This window comes from Planctobacterium sp. AWH2_060, from assembly GCF_056158425.1.
On sequence record NZ_JBSWTG010000001.1, the window covers coordinates 5,275,771 to 5,292,637 of the forward strand.

The following is a 16,867-nucleotide window of genomic DNA, read 5'->3' on the forward strand; positions in this document are numbered from 1 at the left end:
CGCTATATTCTATCCGGATGATCGTAAATTGGTATTCTTTTTAGCAATAGTTTCAGCGCTTGCCAATAAATACCCCACAGGGTTTTTATGGTGATGTGGGGGAATTTAAACAGGGTTTTGCCCATAGTGCGATTGTTTAAGGGGGAGCGTTTAAGAGCGATCGCTGCGGAAAAGTGCTTGTGCTCTTTTATGCAATCCAGTTGTAATTTCAGTGATTGACCAGGTGGTGCTATTTGCCATTGATATTGCATGTCGATGGGGTTAAATGGCGATACGTGAAAGGCCTTATCCGTGGCGCTTTGTTGTGCTAAATCCACCAGATAGCAATGCCTTTCATTCCATGGTGTGTTGCTCACCTCAGCCAGCATGTGGGTGAAGTTTCCGTCAGTATCCTGCAAGTAGTAAAAATTAACCGGACTAAAATACATTCCTAAGATACGCAGTGGCGAAAGCAGAAATATCTTGCCTGTTAAGTTTTTACCGGCAAGCGCAGACATGGTTTCCAGCGCTTCCTGTTTCAGACTGTTTTGGTTTTTAGACAGGTAGTCACTGCGCCGAAACTGTACCCAGTTAAAGCGGCCTTCACTGAAAAAGCGCAATTGTTTGTCCAGAAGCTGAACTTCGTCCAGGTCCAGCCAGAACATCATGATATGGTATTTAAAACTGTGCACTTTAGGGCTGTACCTGTGATGCCAGGTTTCACCAATGTACAGAGCACTGTTTAAATGAATATCGTCTTCATTCACAGGGTTTCACCGAAACGTTGGCATACATCTAACGCACTCTTCAGGCCATCTTCATGAAAACCGTTGTACCAATAGGCACCGCAAAAGTGCAATCCCTCAACACCACAAATTTGTTCCCGCTGTTGCTGTGCCTTGATGGTCTGCTCACTAAATTGCGGATGTGCATAGTTAAATTTACGCAGAATCTTTTCCGGGTTGATTTTGTGAGTAGCATTCAGGGTGACACAGAAGGTGGTGTCGGATGTCAGACGCTGCAATATATTCATATCATAAGACAGTGTTGCCGGTGCGGTTTGCTCATCACTGTTTCCATCCAGCAGATAATTCCAACTGGCCCAGGCCAATGGACGTTTTGGTAACAGGTTTGTGTCAGTGTGCAAAACCACTTCGTTGTCGGAATAGGGAATGCCCCCCAGAATTGCCTTGTGCTGTGCGCTGGGGTTATCTAACATCTTCAGCGCCTGGTCACTATGACAGGCGAAAATTACCTCATCATAAATACCATTCAGGTTTTCGTTGTGGCTTTTGACAAAATAACCTTGCTCATTTATAACCACTTTTGTTACGCCACTGTTCAGAAAAATTCGGTCTTTAAAACTGGTCGTTAATGGGCCAATGTAGCTGCGAGAGCCGCCAGGCAATGTGTACCATTGCGGTCGGTCGGTGATATTCAACAACCCGTGATTCATAAAGAACTGCAAAAAGAAGCGCAAAGGGAACTGCCTGACACTTTCCAGACTGGATGACCAGATAGCGGCACACATAGGTAAAATGTAATTATGCGCAAAATCATCACTCAACTGATGCTTATCTATTAAGTCCCCCAAGGTAGCGTTTTCAGCAAAGCTTGCTGCGCTGTGTTCTTGCTTGCAGATCTTATTGAATTTTAAAATATCTCTGACGATGCGGATAAATTTGGGTCTGATCAGGTTGCGTCGTTGTGCGAACAAGGTGTTTAGGGTGTTGCCGTTATATTCAAGGTTTTGGGCCGTGTTTTTGACGCTGAAACTCATTTCAGTGGGTTGCCGTTGGACTTTTAACAGCTCCATCAATTTAATGAAGTTGGGATAGGTCCAGTCATTGAAGACGATAAAGCCGGTATCGATAGCGTAAGATTTACCCGCCACTTCAACATCCACAGTGGCGGTGTGACCACCAATGTAGTCATTCGCTTCGAATACAGTTATGTCATGATGCTTATGCAATAAATATCCGCAGGTTAATCCTGATATCCCGGTACCAATAATTGCTATCTTTTTAGCCACAGTTATTCCTTGTAGTCGTTGATTTTGTTTTTCACTATCCTGATAAGGCTTTTTAAAACCGGAATGTGCTCGTAGAACATGGCGCCCATGTCATAAAAATCGGTTTGCGCAACGATTAAGTTGTTTTCTATTTTCAGCTCACTTACGCCGTCCAGCTTAATTTTCTTGCCTCCAGCCAGCTTGGGATGCTCCAGTATCATCATCCAGCGAACAAAGGCGCAATCTGCAGAGTTGGCGGTATTGTGAATCTGGAACTCACAGCGCTGGGTGGTTTCCAGCAGGTGTTTAAAGTAATCATGCACGGTGTTTAACCCTACGTGGCTACCCACGGGATCAGTAAACACTATCTCTTGATGGTAAATCGCTGGCAATCTTCCCAGCTTGTCTGCTCGTAAATCTTTGTAGAAATCGGTAAAGTCATCTAAAACTGACATTTAAGTTACTCGTGGTAGAGTCTGAATGTTCCTGCGATTAAGTACAGGCCAGAAGGAATTTAAGATCAAGGTTAATCCATTTTCCGCGAGTTTGAGTAATTAACAGTAATTGTGTTATTCGGAGAACAAAATTTTGTCAGATCCTCTGCAAATTCCGTTATTTCCTTTGTCTGCCCACATATTCCCCGGCGGCAAGATGGCGCTTCGGATTTTTGAAGCTCGATACTTGCGCATGGTGAAAGAGACTCTGAAGGCACAAACCGGATTTGGCATCTGCATGTTTAACGCCAATGGCGACAAGGATAAAAACCAACATATTTATCCAATCGGCACCTTTGTCAAAGTGATCGACTTTGACATGCTTGAGGACGGCCTGCTCGGTATTACTGTAGAAGGGCAATACCTGTTCACAATTGAAGAGATTGAAACTCAGCATGATGGCTTGCGGGTTGGTAAAGTAACAAAATTGGCATTGTGGTCCTCAGAAACTTTTCCAGATATTGAAGCGCCACTATTGCAAGAGCGTTTAGTGCAGATCATTGCCAGCTATCCGGAACTACACACCCTTTATGTTGATCCGCCTCTCAAAGACTTATCCTGGGTGGTTTTCAGATGGCTGGAATTGTTGCCGATAAAAGCCGCCGATAAGCAGCAATTGATGACGCAGCAAAACCCAAAAGTTGTCGTAGATTTTTTAGAATCACTGATCAGTTGATCTTTTTATCGCTAAAGCCCGTAGTTTTATATAAGCTCATATTAAGGTAGAAACTATGCTGGTTGGAATGTCGGTGACTAAAGAGCAGGGGCGTGTTCGAGAACCCAAAGAATGCGCTGATGAAATGTCTGATTGCCTGCGTAAAGTGGCAGAAACGAGATGTCGATCCTCGTATGCCACACTGTTCAGTTTTTTTGCTCCACGCGTTAAGTCTTATGCTTTGCGACAAATAGGCAACGACGCGCTGGCGATGGAATTGGTGCAGGACACCATGACCAACGTCTGGCAAAAAGCCCATCTCTTCAATCAGGATAAGGGCTCCCCCTCTACCTGGATATTCACCATAGCCAGAAACATACGTTTTGACATGTTGCGCAAACAAAAAAATCGCAAAGAGGACATTTGTTCCGATGATTTATGGCCTGTTTTGGTAGAGCAAACTGCCGATCCCACCGAAGCGGATATTGAAGAGCAAACCACCCTGGACCAGGTGGGAGAATACTTGGACAAGCTGCCGCCTAAACAGCAGGTCGTGATCGAATCAATTTATGTTAAAGGCAAATCCCAGCAGGAAGTCGCAGACGAATTACAAATCCCTTTGGGGACCGTAAAGTCGCGCACTCGTTTGGCATTACAAAGATTAAGAGAGTTATTAAAGGAACATGATTAAGTACCACCCCGACCACAATCAATTGGTCCAATTCGCCAAAGGTGAGGCCAATCCCGCATGGGCGTTAGTGATTGCTGCCCATGTTGACATGTGTCCTTATTGCCAAGACGAGTTAGAGTCAATTAACGAAAAGTTGAGTGCACAGCAATTTCCTGAGCCGCTCACCAATGAACCGGATATCAGCTTCGGTAACATGATGCATGACATCATGAATCTGGATCCCATTAAGGCGGCCCCTGCAGCAGAAAAAACCTTTTTGGAACTGGAAGGACGACAGTTTGAGTTGCCCAGAGCGCTCAGAAGAGTTGCTGCAAAAACCGATTCCTGGTCGAAGTTAGTCGGCAAGTTGTGGCAGGCTCCGGTAGACCTTGGCGAAACCGGCAAAGGTCACTTTATCTATATGGAAAAAGGTGGCAGCGTGCCCGAGCATACTCACAGGGGCAATGAGCTGACTCTGGTTATCAATGGTGAATTTGAAGATGGGCATCGATGTTACGATACCGGCGATTTTATCCTGATGAACCACGATAATACTCATATGCCGGTTTCAAATCATGACGATGGCTGTTTGGTGTTTAGCTTTGTGGACCAGCCATTGCATTTTACTTCGGGATTAGCCCGTTTGTTAAACCCCTTTAGCCATTTATTCTTTAAATAAGCGAGCCGCTTTAATTAAAAGCGGCTGGTTCCCGGGTAAAGTAAAATTTCTCCAGACTCGAATCGTTGCGATATTAGGTTTCCGTTGTAACCTCGTGATTCCAAATTATTTCTCTTGTCCAAACTTGTTTGTATTTGCTTGGCTTAGTGGCAGCCTCCAATCTGCAGACAATTATGTAAGTCTTTCTTCTTTCGAGCACAAAGTGGGCAACCAACTTACTGGTCGTTGATGGTTCAAGTACAACTGCAGGCCATTTTTCCCAAGGCTTATGATCAGCGTAAACTCTATGTGATCCATGTTTCGTATCTATAGCGCCCACCTCAACATCGTTTTCCAATTCATACACGGTGAAACGAGTTTCTTTTGTATTGACCGGCAGTACTACTTTGCCCGCATTTCGCCAATTACAAGTCACAGTTAGAGCATCTTGTTTTTTTGAAAGGGATGTTAACTCCCATACTAGCTCTCCATCTATCGAAGGGATTTCATTTCTTTTCTTGAAATACTCGGATAAAGACCATTTCCAAAATGCCCACATTCCACCAAAAATTATGCCCAATGAAGTGGCTAAGTCCTTGAGTACTTTGGCGTCCGAACTCGAAATAAAATCGATCATGGTGTGTTCTTCCTGAAAGCTAGTTAATTTGTAAAGATAAATATTTTGCCTGGTTAGTTTAGAATATTCGGTAGAGTTGTTTTGGTTATTACTTGCTGGTAGTTTGAGAGCAAATATTTTAGGCTAGCCACCTGTTCATATGTTGAATTATTTCAACGACTTCAACCTCTTCTATGCATTGGTGACCATCCTTCTCTATCAACTCAACGTATAGACTTGCCTGAAAATCATTATAATCTTGCCATATCTTGTTACCACTTTTGATTCTTTGACCAAGTATCACATTAAACCAATTTCTTACTGCAATAATTGCTTTCATGGGATCATCGTGGTGGCTTCTTATATCGGAGCCGGATAGGTCAGAAATAGCTCTTTGATATCTATATCTCTCAGTATCCAGTATTAGGATTTGTTTTTTGCTCCATGGTTCACCATTCAATTTTTGGCAACCATAATCTATACCCAGTTCGAAAGGCATATTCATTCTGAAAGTTTCATTGTTGTCTGAGGAGACCATTCTTGATAAGTCATGAATACCATATTTGGATTGCCGAATTAAACTGACTATCTTTTCGATCCTCGTTTCAGCTGCGTCAACACGTTCTAATGAGAGTCTGGGACGCAAGCCAATGTGTTTTAATGTGAAAACGATAGACAATAGTGTTTCACGATATTGTTCATCGAAGGGACAATTTACAAAAACATTTGACTCAAATTCTTCCATGAATTCTTGAACTAGCCTTTTGGTGGATGTGGATCTTTACCGTATGAGTTTTTTTCACGAATCTTTCCATCCATTCCGTGAACAAAAAACTCAGCATTTTGATTTTTGGCTATCTCTCTTCCCCAAGCGATAGCTTCGCTTTGCGTATCAAAATGCTTTGTAGCTTTGCTACTACCACCTTTTCGCACCACCCAACCACCATCGGTAGATCGCACAACATGTTGTGTAGTGTTAGACATATCAAACAAGCCTCGAAAAATTTTGATGTATATGACTGAGCTTTGAGAAGCAATATCAGCACTAATATAATTATAGTGTATATTTAAACAGTATCTAGATCAATTCGATGTGAACGAAAAATGACCAGCTTTTTACTTGTTTAAAAGGTGAATTTGACGACGTAAATTGGCAGTGTCAGCGTAATAGTGAGAGAAACAATCAAACCGTTAGCCAAGATAAACGTTCCTGCCAAATATTTAGATTTCTCTTAAACAGACACAAAAAAACGCGCCGAAGCGCGTTTTTTATAATCTGTTTAGCTGAATAAAACTTATCCCAACAGGTCACTATTTGGATAGTTTAGCCTCAGGGTTTCCAGGGCATTGTTTTTCAGTTCTTCCAGTCCCAGTGAGTCGTAACACTCCACCATGATTTCCAGGGCGGTTTGCACATGTACTGTGTCTGAAAAGTTTTCTACAACATACTGACCTCGGTTAGCCGCTGCTACATAAGCTTCGCGTTTGATGTAATAACGGGCTATGGCTAACTCATAACGGGCCAGGCGATCTTTAATAAATACCATGCGCTTTTTCGCATCAGCTGCGTATTTGCTTTCCGGGAATTTAAAGATCAGATTGTTAAAGTCATTAAAGGCTTCGCGTGCCTTCGATGTATCTCTGTCTGCACGGTCCAGATTGAAAAACTCCTGGAAGAAGTTCTTATCAAACTCCATATTCACCAAGCCACGCATGTAGTAGGCATAATCAACGTCAGAGTGATTTGGGTTAAGGCGTGTGAAACGGTCTATAGTGGCCAAAGCCTCATCGTTTTTACCAGACTTAAAATAGGCGAAAATCAAGTCCAACTGTACCTGACTGGAAAATGGTCCAAACGGGTAGCGCGAATCGAGGGCACTCAAAATGGCCGCTGCGTTGCTATAGTTGCCCAGTTTCATAGCTGCTTTAGCATCTTCATATAAAGCTTCAGCACCTTTGTTGGCCAGAGCTAAATCTTCATCATCCGGTGAAGACGAGCAGGCTGCCAGAACGGCAGTAAATAGCAAAGATATAAGGGCGCGTCTAATATTTGTTCGATTCATATAAAATTTTATCTTGTTGTTCATTTAATTCGGGTCGCACTAAGCGTCGACCGGCAATACTATACGATTACAGTGCTGATAAGAACAATTAACTGCTATAAAAGTTCCGAATTCTGGTAACATAACGCTAATTTTTTGAACCTGAGCTGAAGACCTCAAGGGGTTTTCGCGTTGATGAGTTTATTAGGAAATTCTTTTGCAAGTTGTTTCATTAAGTGCTGAATTAGAACTTCAACATGCTGGTATGCGTCTCGACCAGTGCCTGGCCGAGTGTTTCGATGACTTTTCGCGTTCCCGATTAAAAAACTGGATACTGGAAGGTAATGTTAAAGTCGATGGTGAGGTGGTTACGACACCCCGACTAAAAATGAAAGGGGTGGAAATCCTGGAGCTGGAAGCACAGGTAGAAGATGAAGTAGGTTATCAGCCTGAAGATCTGCCAATTAACGTAGTGTATGAAGACGATGACATCATTATTGTTAACAAACCCGTAGGCTTGGTGGTGCACCCCGGAGCAGGGAATCAGTCCGGTACATTGCTAAACGCATTGCTATACCATTATCCTGATATTTCAGTGGTTCCCCGTGCTGGTATCGTACATCGCCTTGATAAAGACACCTCTGGCTTAATGGTGGTGGCGAAAAACATTGCAGCTCATACACAACTGGTAACCCAGTTACAGGCCAGAGAAATCAGCCGTGAATATGAAGCGGTTGCCATTGGCGCAATGGTAGGCGGCGGCACTGTAGACAAGCCTATCGGCCGTCACAGTACAAAGCGCGTTGCGATGGCCGTTAAAGAAATGGGCAAAGAAGCGGTTACCCATTATCGCGTTATCGAGCGGTTTCGCGAACATACCCATCTGAGATTAAAACTGGAAACTGGCCGTACTCACCAGATCCGCGTGCACATGGACTACATTAAACACAGCCTGGTGGGCGATCAGCTTTATGGCATTGGCTTGAAATTGCCAAAAGGCGCGACAGAGCAGTTAACAGAACAGCTCAGAGGATTCAGACGTCAGGCCTTACATGCTGTGCAGTTGGGATTATTCCATCCGTTAACAGGTGAGTGGATGAGTTGGCAGGCACCGTTACCAGACGACATCAAAGCTTTGTTGGTGGCTCTGCGGGAAGACACCGAAGCCTTTGATGAGTTTGCATAGTCAATAAATTTCATGTCCCATTATCTTATTCCTGAATGGCCTGCACCGGATTCGGTTAAGGCCATTTCTACATTGCGCACCGGTGGCGTAAGCCAGGCGCCTTTTGCATCGCAAAACCTGGGCTTACATGTAGGTGATGCCGCGGAGTCGGTGCAGCAAAATCGCAATAATTTACCCTGTCCCGAACAGCCCTTATGGCTCAATCAGGTGCACGGCACTGATATCATCGAACTCAACCATCAGTTCATTGAAAACAATACCGCGGACGGCAGTTATACCCGTGCTAAGCAATGTGTTTGCGTGGTAATGACAGCTGATTGTTTACCTGTATTGCTCACTGATACCGCTGGTAGCTTTGTGGCAGCCCTTCATTGTGGTTGGCGGGGGTTGGCGGCTGGAATATTAGAGAAATTAATTCAAACCATTACGCCTGAAGGGGAAATATTAGCCTGGTTGGGCCCCGCGATTGGACCCCAAGCCTTTGAGGTTGGAAGCGAAGTTCGCGAGGCGTTTGCCTCACAGCAAAATGCATTTAAGCCTTTATCCGGCGGTAAATATCTGGCGGACATATTTGCAATAGCAACCATGAAACTCAATGCCTGCGGTGTTAACCAGGTCTATTCCAGTGGGCTATGTACGTATTCAGATGAGGCTCGCTTTTTTAGCTATCGCAGAGACGGACAGACCGGACGAATGGCAACGCTTATCTGGTTGCAATAACTCCTTTCAACACAATTGCATTATTTTTAGTTAAATCTATTCTTGAATCTGTGCCCAGCAAACCCATCTAGTTCTGTAGTTAGCATTATTCGGAAGTAAGAATGAGATTAGATCGCTTAACCAGTAAATTTCAGGTCGCTATATCTGATGCGCAATCCCTCGCGTTAGGACGGGATCATCAATACATCGAGCCGGTTCATATCATGATGGCTCTCATGAATCAGGAAGGCAGCACCGTTAAATTGTTAATGGAAGCGGCTGGCGTCAACGTTAACAGTTTGCGCTCTGTACTTGCTGAAGCACTTGATAAATTACCACGGGTCTCCGGCATTGGTGGCGATGTCCAGCTTTCCAAGGAAGCTGTTGTCACCTTGAACTTGTGCGATAAAGTGGCGCAAAAGCGCAAAGATGATTACATCACCTCGGAAATATTTGTTTTGGCTGCTACCAAAGAGCCGGGCAAGTTGGGTGAGCTATTGCGTAAATTAGGCGCTACCGAACAAAATATTGAAGCTGCCATTGAGAAATTGCGTGGCGGTCAAAAAGTGACTGATCCCAATGCCGAAGATGTCAGACAGGCATTGGAAAAGTACACCACCGACCTGACTCTTCGAGCAGAGCAGGGCAAGCTGGACCCGGTAATTGGGCGCGATGAGGAAATTCGTCGCACAATCCAGGTGTTGCAGCGTCGTACCAAAAATAACCCGGTATTAATCGGTGAACCTGGCGTGGGTAAAACCGCAATTGTGGAAGGCCTGGCCCAACGCATCATCAATGCAGAAGTGCCTGAAGGACTAAAACACAAGCGCGTTTTGTCACTAGACATGGGCGCGCTGGTGGCTGGTGCTAAGTACCGCGGTGAATTCGAGGAACGCTTGAAAGCGGTTTTATCTGAGTTAGCCAAAGAAGAAGGGAATGTCATCTTATTTATTGATGAGTTGCACACCATGGTGGGCGCGGGTAAAGGCGGCGAAGGGGCCATGGATGCCGGTAACATGTTGAAGCCTGCGTTGGCGCGCGGTGAATTGCACTGCGTGGGTGCCACCACTTTGGATGAGTACCGCAAATACATTGAAAAAGATGCCGCCCTGGAACGTCGCTTCCAAAAAGTGTTGGTGGAAGAGCCGACAGTGGAAGATACCATCGCCATACTGCGTGGTTTAAAAGAACGTTACGAGTTGCACCATTCGGTTGATATCACCGATCCGGCTATCGTTGCAGCCGCAGCCTTATCCCATCGTTATATCAGCGACCGTCAGTTGCCAGATAAAGCGATAGATCTAATAGATGAAGCGGCATCCCGTATTCGCTTGCAGATTGATTCTAAGCCAGAGGATATGGATCGTCTGGAACGCAAAATCATTCAGTACAAACTGGAAGAACAAGCCCTTTCCAAAGAAACCGATGAAGCCAGCTTTAAACGCTTAGCGGCCATGGAGCTGGAGCGAGAAAAGCTGGAACATAATTTGGCGGAGCTGGAAAAAGTCTGGTCAGCAGAAAAAGTGGCCATGCAGGGCGCGCAACACATCAAGCAAGAGCTTGAACAGGCAAAACTGGATCTGGAAATTGCTCGTCGGGCACAAGATCTGAACAGAATGTCTGAGTTGCAGTACGGGCGTATACCTGAACTGGAACAAAAACTGGACTTTGCCAACCTGTCAGAAAAACAGCAGCATTCCACATTGCTGAGAAACAAGGTTACTGATATTGAAATTGCCGATGTACTGTCTCGCTGGACTGGTATACCGGTAAATAAAATGCTGGAAGGCGAAAAAGAAAAGTTATTGCAAATGGAAGAGCAGTTGCATTCTCGGGTTATTGGTCAACAGCAAGCTGTCGGCGTGGTATCCAATGCGATTCGTCGTTCCAGAGCCGGGTTGTCTGATCCCAATCGCCCCATAGGTTCGTTTTTATTCCTGGGGCCTACCGGTGTCGGTAAAACTGAGCTGTGTAAAGCGTTGGCTGAGTTTATGTTCGATACTGAAAATGCCATGGTGCGCATAGATATGTCTGAGTTTATGGAAAAACACTCAGTCGCACGTTTGGTGGGCGCACCTCCCGGATATGTGGGGTACGATGAAGGCGGTTATCTGACCGAAGCGGTAAGACGCAAACCATATTCGGTTATTCTGTTAGATGAGGTGGAAAAAGCCCACCCGGATGTCTTCAATATTCTGTTGCAGTTGCTGGATGATGGTCGTCTGACGGATGGCAAAGGGCGGACGGTTGACTTCAAAAATACTGTGGTCATTATGACCAGTAACCTGGGCTCGGATCTGATTCAGGAACAGCACCTGGAAAAAGATTATGAGCAAATGAAGAACACTGTAATGGAGGTAGTAGCCGAGCACTTCCGTCCGGAATTTATTAACCGTATTGATGATACTGTGGTATTTCATCCGCTTGGGCAATCTCACATTAAATCTATTGCCTCAATTCAGTTGCAGCATTTACGTGAGCGGCTGGAAGAGCAGGAGATGAGTATAGAAGTCACAGATGCGGCGTTAAGCAAAATTTCAGAAGCGGGTTTTGATGCTGTGTTTGGTGCTCGCCCACTGAAACGGGCAATTCAGCAAGAAATTGAAAACCCATTGGCGCAACGATTGTTGTCCGGTGACTTTAAAAAGGACGATAAGATTAAGGTGGACGTTGAAAATGACCAGTTAAGTTTTACTAAAGCTTAAGGCAACCACCCGATAAAACAGTAGAAAAGCACCTTGGTTGGTGCTTTTTTATTTTCAGCCTTAACCCACCTACTTCAATTGGTAGTTATCACCAGCTAAAGATAATTGTTCGGAAAGCATTAAGATTTCAACTATTGCTGTTGTTTAGCCGGGGCGCCGGCAGCGCCTTAAGGAATGCTGCCTGCGGCACTCCTTAAGAATCCTCCGCAGCCCTTGACACGCAAAGCGTAACCGTCGTATTCAGCACAACAATGACCATCAATGACATCACGTCCCTGTGCTGGCATTGATTGAGGTATCTTCCCTGATACCTCTCATTGTTGTGTCATCTGAATACTTAGCTTACTGCGTGTAAAGGGAACCCCGAATGGCCCCCTGTGTCAGGATAGTTGTCGCCTCAGTTTTTCGAATTGTTAGACAGGGGGCGGATGACAGGTTTGAGTGAAACACTATCCAGAGAAGCATAAGAAGGCAGTTGTTAGCAAGTTAGTTGAAAGCGGTTTATCATTGCGCCAATTTTCACAGAGAGAAGGTATCAACCTTTCTACCCTGTGTAGTTGGCGAGATAAATACTTAGAGGCAGACTACAACTTGACTAAAAGTGATGACCCTAAAGACTGGTCGGCAGAACAGAAGTTCTCGGTGGTTTTAGAGACGGCCACATTGTCGGAAGTTGAATTAAGTCAATATTGTAGGGCGCATGGTCTTTATCCTGAGCAAATTCAGCAATGGAAACAGAGCTGTATCTCAGGTAATCAGACAGAAGCTCAGCAGCGTAAACAACAGGCGCAGGAGCGCAAAAGCGACAAAAAGCGCATTAAGGAGTTGGAGAAGGAACTCAAACGTAAGGATGCGGCTTTAGCTGAAACAGCGGCTTTGTTGGTGCTGAGAAAAAAGTTAAATGCCTACTGGGGGGAAGACGAGGACAGTTAACCACACTCCCGGATAGGCAATATTATGTATCATTGGTTGACGAAGCCGTTATGGCTGGAGCCAGAAAAATCAAAGCCTGTGAGGTAATTGGATTATCTCTTCGCACACTGCAACGATGGCAAGAAGCAGGCGGTATAAGTGCAGACAAAAGACCTGAGGCGAGCAGACCGCTGCCAGCAAATAAATTGACTGAAGCGGAACAGGAGGCAATTTTAGACACCTGTAATCAGGAGCGGTTTGCCAGTTTATCGCCATGCCAGATAGTCCCCATATTGGCTGATGAAGGGACTTATCTGGCTTCGGAATCCAGCTTTTACCGGGTTCTGAAAGCGAATAATCAGCTGAAACACAGAGGCAAGGCGAAACCTAAAGGGAGTATGATAAAGCCAGACGGGTTTAAAGCTAAAGCGCCCTGCGAGGTCTGGACATGGGATATTTCCTATTGTCCGTCCACGGTAATTGGTCGATTTTTCTATCTCTACATGATTATGGATATCTTCAGTCGCAAAGTGGTTGGGTGGGAAGTGCATGACAGTGAATCTGGTGAGTATGCAGCTCGCCTCCTTGAGCGCACACTGTGGTCAGAGAAGTGTGTTAATGAAGATATTATATTGCACTCTGACAACGGCAGCCCGATGAAGAGCCTGACGATGCAGGCAAAGATGATCGACATGGGAGTCATTGGCTCACGTAGTCGCCCGGGTGTCAGTAATGACAATCCCTACTCTGAATCCTTGTTTCGCACAGTAAAGTACTGTCGTCGATGGCCAAGTGAAGGCTTTAAAACACTGGAAGAAGCGAGGCTTTGGGTAAAAGAGTTTGTTCAATGGTACAACACTGAGCATCGCCATAGTCGGATCAAATTCGTCACGCCGGAACAACGACACAATGGTGAGGATAAAATGATACTAGCGAAGCGTGCAAATCTATATACAAAAGCAAAGGGCACAAATCCTAACCGGTGGTCTGGCGACACCCGCAACTGGGATCAGATCGATGTTGTGGAACTCAATCCGGAGAGCAAAAAAGAAGCAGCTTAACGGCTTAGGCGGCAACTACCTTGAAAAACGCCGATGGCACTTCGAACTGAATATTGTGTAGACTTTCAGAAGCACCCCGGATATTTTTTCCGGAGCCATCCAATAAAGCGTGTTAAAACCCTTATTTTATGCTGAAGGTACGTGATTTTCCTGAGTAACTGCGTAGCTTTCGGTCCCAGCCACTTTTCCAGTAACCTTTGTGTTTGATGCGGTAGCTACCAGAAGGGGTGTCTGCCGCCGGGATCCAGATCGCGTCAACATAAGAACAGGCCAGGCAATCTGGCGAAGTGTCTCGCCGCCAGACAAACTTGGTATCTAAGTCATCATCGCTCAACCAGGTTTGCCATTTACCATTAACTTTTCTTTGTATCTCCACGAATGTATCGATCTTAGTGAAATTGTTTCTCGGGTGACCTGAACGAAATGTAACTTTAATTTGTTTTCCGGTTTCATAACTGCTTTTTGCATCTTTGGTGACTTTGCCAAACGATTCCCAGAGTCGTTTATCGTCATAAACTACGCCGATGGTTTTAATTATTTGGTCATTGCTTAAATCAGGTGGGGTTGGCCCTGCACTCACTCCCCATTCATTTTTAATGGCTAATGCTAATTCGTTGTAAATTTGCAAGTAGGCCGGCAAGGTATTTGGACCATATATTGTGTGCCCACCTTCATAGTGCTGCAACTGGTATTCTTCTGGCGTTGTGATATAGCCGTGATAAGCATTCGCCAAACCTGCAATCACTGCGGTATCTATTCCCTCAGAAGCAAGAGTTTGAAGGACCTGATTTTGGAGTCTGCGACCTGCCATTGTGGTCATCTCACCAGCACTGGCTATGATGGCCAGATTTCCAATGGTAACCAGCTGAAAAGGAATATGTGCGGTATAGAGTTCTGCCCCTAATACTTTGCGGTTCACAAAGGTGGGTTTGGGGTATTGGCAAGGGTCGTCTGCGGTTTGATTAAATAAAGTCGCGTCAGAAAAGCCATTCATGAGTGCGAAGATAGGGTAGCCTGCAATGGCATTGGCAAAGAGGTTGCTGTTTTTGTTCCATGCAGAGCCTTCATTGTCGACGGTCATTCCTTCAAATACCCCCGGAATAACGCTGGGACCATCCCAACTGGAACCAGCGGTCATGGACCAGCCCACAACACCTTCGCAAATTTCGGTATCACCACTGCCGGTAAATGTATTGCTGACTTCATAACCGGGAAGATAAACGTACTGGTGCCGATACTCCAGGCCACCCGTAAGGGGAATCAGCCCAGTATGATGGACTTTTCTTTTTCCAGGAAGTCTCTGTCTCGGTCAAATCGGTACAAGCTAATCAAGCTGTGTAATTTGCTGTGTTGCTCAATATGGCCGGTTGCCAGGATTCGCTGTATACCATAGGGTTCGAATAACTGTTTATACAGCGAAGAGTTAAAGAACTTTGAATCTTCGATAACGTCACTCATTGAAATCGGATTATCGAGGTTGTTTAAAATAGTTTCCCGGATAGGGTTTAGATGCAGTGTTGCGATGAGTTTTTTACCATAGTCAGCGTCAAGTCCCAGGTGTTCAAGATAATGGAACTGCAAGTTATTAAGATTCCCTGTTTCCCATATGGCCGCATCGACATCCAATAGCTCGGTCAATTGTAACAGCGCCCAATTGCGAAAATCTCCTGGTGCTATGTTTGAAGCCTCACAATAAAGCGTTTGAATAAACATTTCTGTTTCGCGATTTGAAACTGGATTTGTGATGCCCATAAAAGTCTCAGGAAATTATTTTAGACCCAGAGACTGTATTAAATAAAAGCAAACGAGTAAAAGAAAACTAACCAGGCTTTGGCCTAAGATCGCTGTGTAATATGTTGTTTGAATTTTTCCGCTCAAGTCGACAATATTCCTCAAAAAATTTTGGAAAATATGATACTTTCAAGCCTCATCTATGGAGGAATGAATGACAGAAACTAAAAAGAAGGGCATTTATCTGTTGCCTAATCTTCTCACCACAGCTGGGATCTTCTCCGGGTTTTATGCTGTTGTTGCTTCAATGAATGGTCAGTTTACATCTGCAGCTGTTGCCGTATTTATTGCCATGATCTTTGATGGTCTGGACGGACGCGTAGCGCGGATGACAAATACTCAAAGTGAGTTTGGCGCTGAATATGACTCCATGGCGGATATGGTTTCTTTTGGTATGGCACCGGCATTGATTGCCTATAACTGGGCTTTATCAGGATTAAATAAGTTAGGATGGTTAGCTGCATTTATTTATGTAGCAGGTGCCGCTCTAAGACTGGCGCGATTCAATACTACAGTTGAAACTGCCGACAAGCGCTTTTTTCAGGGGTTACCCAGTCCTTCTGCTGCAGCACTGGTAGCTGGTATGGTTTGGGTTGGTGAAGAATACCAGGTCAAAGAGGTGTTCAATCTGGCATTTGTAGAAGTGCTGGTTTGTTTGATTACCGCAGCGGCCGGCATACTGATGGTGAGCAATTTTAAATATAACTCTTTTAAAGAAGTAAACTGGCACGGCAAAGTGCCTTTTGTTGCCTTATTGCTGGTTTGTGTTGTGTTTATCATTGTGGCAACTGAGCCATCATTAGTTTTATTCCTCGTATTTGCCCTTTATACCGTTGCCGGACCAATTAATACTTTCAGAACTGTAGACAAAGTTAAGCTGGAACACGTGGTGGGAGATACAGAAGAAGGTGATGCCGATTTTAAAGAAGCGAAACCCGCAGAAGTAGCTGATAACAATACGGATAAAAAACCAAGCGAAGAAAGTTAAACCTGCTTTATATAGTCAAACCTTAAAAAGCCGTCTGAAAGACGGCTTTTTTGTTGTTTAAATATACAGAATTCTATTAACTAATTGTTTTTTATAGATAAAACCGTTTTTTTAGGCATTTAATAAAATAATGATTAATTTCTTAAATAGCGCTTGCAATCGCAAATTATCTGCTTATAATGCGCGCCACATTGAGTTGAACGGCTCAAGTCCAGGTTCTCAGAACTTAGATTTGAAAAGAAAATTAAAATTTTTTAGAAAAAAAGATTGACACTTCAACTCAACAGCGTAGAATGCGCCTCCGCTTCGGGATATAAACGAAGCAGCTAACAAAGTTAGCAGCGGTCGAAACAAAACATTCGTCCATGAATGGTTTCGACACTCGTACATCCGTGTACAT

17 protein-coding genes are annotated in these 16,867 nt (G+C 44.5%); 8 read left to right on the top strand and 9 right to left on the bottom strand.

What is annotated here, in order from left to right; translation table 11 throughout:
* Positions 1 to 2: 2 nt before the first annotated feature.
* From ACXAD8_RS22940 to ACXAD8_RS22950, 3 genes are read right to left on the bottom strand one after another with little or no spacing between them, the layout of a single operon-like run.
* The gene (locus ACXAD8_RS22940; RefSeq protein ID WP_475232804.1) at positions 3 to 746 is read right to left on the bottom strand and encodes a DUF1365 domain-containing protein; all 744 of its coding nucleotides are present in this window, start codon (positions 744 to 746) and stop codon (positions 3 to 5) included.
* Entirely contained in the window at positions 743 to 2,011 is a 1,269-nt protein-coding gene (locus ACXAD8_RS22945; protein ID WP_475232806.1) for an NAD(P)/FAD-dependent oxidoreductase, read from the bottom strand. Before ACXAD8_RS22945 ends, ACXAD8_RS22940 begins: the two co-directional genes overlap by 4 nt.
* Before the next feature lie 2 nt (positions 2,012 to 2,013).
* Positions 2,014 to 2,445, bottom strand: coding sequence for a nuclear transport factor 2 family protein (locus tag ACXAD8_RS22950; RefSeq protein WP_475232808.1), 432 nt, complete (start codon positions 2,443 to 2,445; stop codon positions 2,014 to 2,016).
* Between the two features lie 133 nt (positions 2,446 to 2,578).
* Here ACXAD8_RS22950 and ACXAD8_RS22955 point away from each other — a divergent pair, with 133 nt between their 5' ends.
* Genes ACXAD8_RS22955 through ACXAD8_RS22965 form a run of 3 tightly spaced genes read left to right on the top strand, consistent with a single transcriptional unit; the run spans position 2,579 to position 4,488 of the window.
* Positions 2,579 to 3,160, top strand: coding sequence for an LON peptidase substrate-binding domain-containing protein (locus tag ACXAD8_RS22955; RefSeq protein ID WP_475232810.1), 582 nt, complete (start codon positions 2,579 to 2,581; stop codon positions 3,158 to 3,160).
* A gap of 55 nt (positions 3,161 to 3,215) precedes the next feature.
* Complete coding sequence (locus ACXAD8_RS22960) at positions 3,216 to 3,830, top strand: sigma-70 family RNA polymerase sigma factor (protein WP_475232812.1); 615 nt, start codon at positions 3,216 to 3,218, stop codon at positions 3,828 to 3,830.
* Complete coding sequence (locus ACXAD8_RS22965) at positions 3,823 to 4,488, top strand: ChrR family anti-sigma-E factor (RefSeq protein WP_475232814.1); 666 nt, start codon at positions 3,823 to 3,825, stop codon at positions 4,486 to 4,488. Before ACXAD8_RS22960 ends, ACXAD8_RS22965 begins: the two co-directional genes overlap by 8 nt.
* 73 nt (positions 4,489 to 4,561) lie before the next feature.
* On the opposite strand, the gene ACXAD8_RS22970 is transcribed toward ACXAD8_RS22965, so the two are convergent.
* The 4 genes from ACXAD8_RS22970 to ACXAD8_RS22985 form a co-directional block, all read right to left on the bottom strand.
* Entirely contained in the window at positions 4,562 to 5,104 is a 543-nt protein-coding gene (locus ACXAD8_RS22970; protein WP_475232816.1) for a hypothetical protein, read from the bottom strand.
* Positions 5,105 to 5,222: 118 nt separating this feature from the next.
* Entirely contained in the window at positions 5,223 to 5,828 is a 606-nt protein-coding gene (locus ACXAD8_RS22975) for a hypothetical protein (RefSeq protein WP_475232817.1), read from the bottom strand.
* A gap of 11 nt (positions 5,829 to 5,839) precedes the next feature.
* The gene (locus ACXAD8_RS22980) at positions 5,840 to 6,067 is read right to left on the bottom strand and encodes a DUF2188 domain-containing protein (RefSeq protein ID WP_475232819.1); all 228 of its coding nucleotides are present in this window, start codon (positions 6,065 to 6,067) and stop codon (positions 5,840 to 5,842) included.
* Between the two features lie 311 nt (positions 6,068 to 6,378).
* Positions 6,379 to 7,146, bottom strand: a complete 768-nt coding sequence (locus tag ACXAD8_RS22985) for an outer membrane protein assembly factor BamD (RefSeq protein ID WP_475232821.1) — start codon at positions 7,144 to 7,146, stop codon at positions 6,379 to 6,381.
* Between the two features lie 244 nt (positions 7,147 to 7,390).
* On the opposite strand from ACXAD8_RS22985, the gene rluD reads away from it, so the two are divergent.
* The 4 genes from rluD (at position 7,391) to ACXAD8_RS23005 (ending at position 13,688) form a co-directional block, all read left to right on the top strand.
* Entirely contained in the window at positions 7,391 to 8,311 is a 921-nt protein-coding gene (gene rluD, locus ACXAD8_RS22990; protein ID WP_475233078.1) for a 23S rRNA pseudouridine(1911/1915/1917) synthase RluD, read from the top strand.
* A gap of 12 nt (positions 8,312 to 8,323) precedes the next feature.
* Positions 8,324 to 9,031 (top strand): peptidoglycan editing factor PgeF, encoded by a 708-nt coding sequence (gene pgeF, locus ACXAD8_RS22995; protein WP_475232823.1) that lies wholly within the window; start codon positions 8,324 to 8,326, stop codon positions 9,029 to 9,031.
* Positions 9,032 to 9,132: 101 nt separating this feature from the next.
* Entirely contained in the window at positions 9,133 to 11,715 is a 2,583-nt protein-coding gene (clpB, locus tag ACXAD8_RS23000; RefSeq protein ID WP_475232825.1) for an ATP-dependent chaperone ClpB, read from the top strand.
* A gap of 441 nt (positions 11,716 to 12,156) precedes the next feature.
* Positions 12,157 to 13,688 (top strand): IS3 family transposase gene (locus ACXAD8_RS23005; RefSeq protein ID WP_475230033.1). Its coding sequence is split into 2 segments (ribosomal slippage): positions 12,157 to 12,619 and positions 12,619 to 13,688, totalling 1,533 coding nucleotides; the frame shifts between segments, so codons are not numbered across the junction.
* A 121-nt stretch (positions 13,689 to 13,809) separates the two neighbouring features.
* Here ACXAD8_RS23005 and ACXAD8_RS23010 read toward each other — a convergent pair.
* Together ACXAD8_RS23010 and ACXAD8_RS23015 are read right to left on the bottom strand one after the other, a co-directional pair.
* The gene (locus ACXAD8_RS23010; RefSeq protein ID WP_475233080.1) at positions 13,810 to 14,952 is read right to left on the bottom strand and encodes a neutral/alkaline non-lysosomal ceramidase C-terminal domain-containing protein; all 1,143 of its coding nucleotides are present in this window, start codon (positions 14,950 to 14,952) and stop codon (positions 13,810 to 13,812) included.
* Positions 14,949 to 15,440 (bottom strand): hypothetical protein, encoded by a 492-nt coding sequence (locus ACXAD8_RS23015; protein ID WP_475232827.1) that lies wholly within the window; start codon positions 15,438 to 15,440, stop codon positions 14,949 to 14,951. Before ACXAD8_RS23015 ends, ACXAD8_RS23010 begins: the two co-directional genes overlap by 4 nt.
* A 193-nt stretch (positions 15,441 to 15,633) precedes the next feature.
* Here ACXAD8_RS23015 and pssA point away from each other — a divergent pair, with 193 nt between their 5' ends.
* The gene (gene pssA, locus ACXAD8_RS23020; protein ID WP_475232829.1) at positions 15,634 to 16,467 is read left to right on the top strand and encodes a CDP-diacylglycerol--serine O-phosphatidyltransferase; all 834 of its coding nucleotides are present in this window, start codon (positions 15,634 to 15,636) and stop codon (positions 16,465 to 16,467) included.
* Positions 16,468 to 16,867: the final 400 nt, after the last annotated feature.

Bases quoted from the DNA above. Each gene is read 5' to 3' on its own strand.
- ACXAD8_RS22950 (WP_475232808.1), bottom strand. From the start codon at position 2,445: ATGTCAGTTTTAGATGACTTTACCGATTTCTACAAAGATTTACGAGCA.
- ACXAD8_RS22960 (WP_475232812.1), top strand. From the start codon at position 3,216: ATGCTGGTTGGAATGTCGGTGACTAAAGAGCAGGGGCGTGTTCGAGAA.
- ACXAD8_RS22965 (WP_475232814.1), top strand. From the start codon at position 3,823: ATGATTAAGTACCACCCCGACCACAATCAATTGGTCCAATTCGCCAAA.
- ACXAD8_RS22970 (WP_475232816.1), bottom strand. From the start codon at position 5,104: ATGATCGATTTTATTTCGAGTTCGGACGCCAAAGTACTCAAGGACTTA.
- ACXAD8_RS22975 (WP_475232817.1), bottom strand. From the start codon at position 5,828: ATGGAAGAATTTGAGTCAAATGTTTTTGTAAATTGTCCCTTCGATGAA.
- ACXAD8_RS22980 (WP_475232819.1), bottom strand. From the start codon at position 6,067: ATGTCTAACACTACACAACATGTTGTGCGATCTACCGATGGTGGTTGG.
- ACXAD8_RS22985 (WP_475232821.1), bottom strand. From the start codon at position 7,146: ATGAATCGAACAAATATTAGACGCGCCCTTATATCTTTGCTATTTACT.
- rluD (WP_475233078.1), top strand. From the start codon at position 7,391: ATGCGTCTCGACCAGTGCCTGGCCGAGTGTTTCGATGACTTTTCGCGT.
- pgeF (WP_475232823.1), top strand. From the start codon at position 8,324: ATGTCCCATTATCTTATTCCTGAATGGCCTGCACCGGATTCGGTTAAG.
- clpB (WP_475232825.1), top strand. From the start codon at position 9,133: ATGAGATTAGATCGCTTAACCAGTAAATTTCAGGTCGCTATATCTGAT.
- ACXAD8_RS23015 (WP_475232827.1), bottom strand. From the start codon at position 15,440: ATGGGCATCACAAATCCAGTTTCAAATCGCGAAACAGAAATGTTTATT.
- pssA (WP_475232829.1), top strand. From the start codon at position 15,634: ATGACAGAAACTAAAAAGAAGGGCATTTATCTGTTGCCTAATCTTCTC.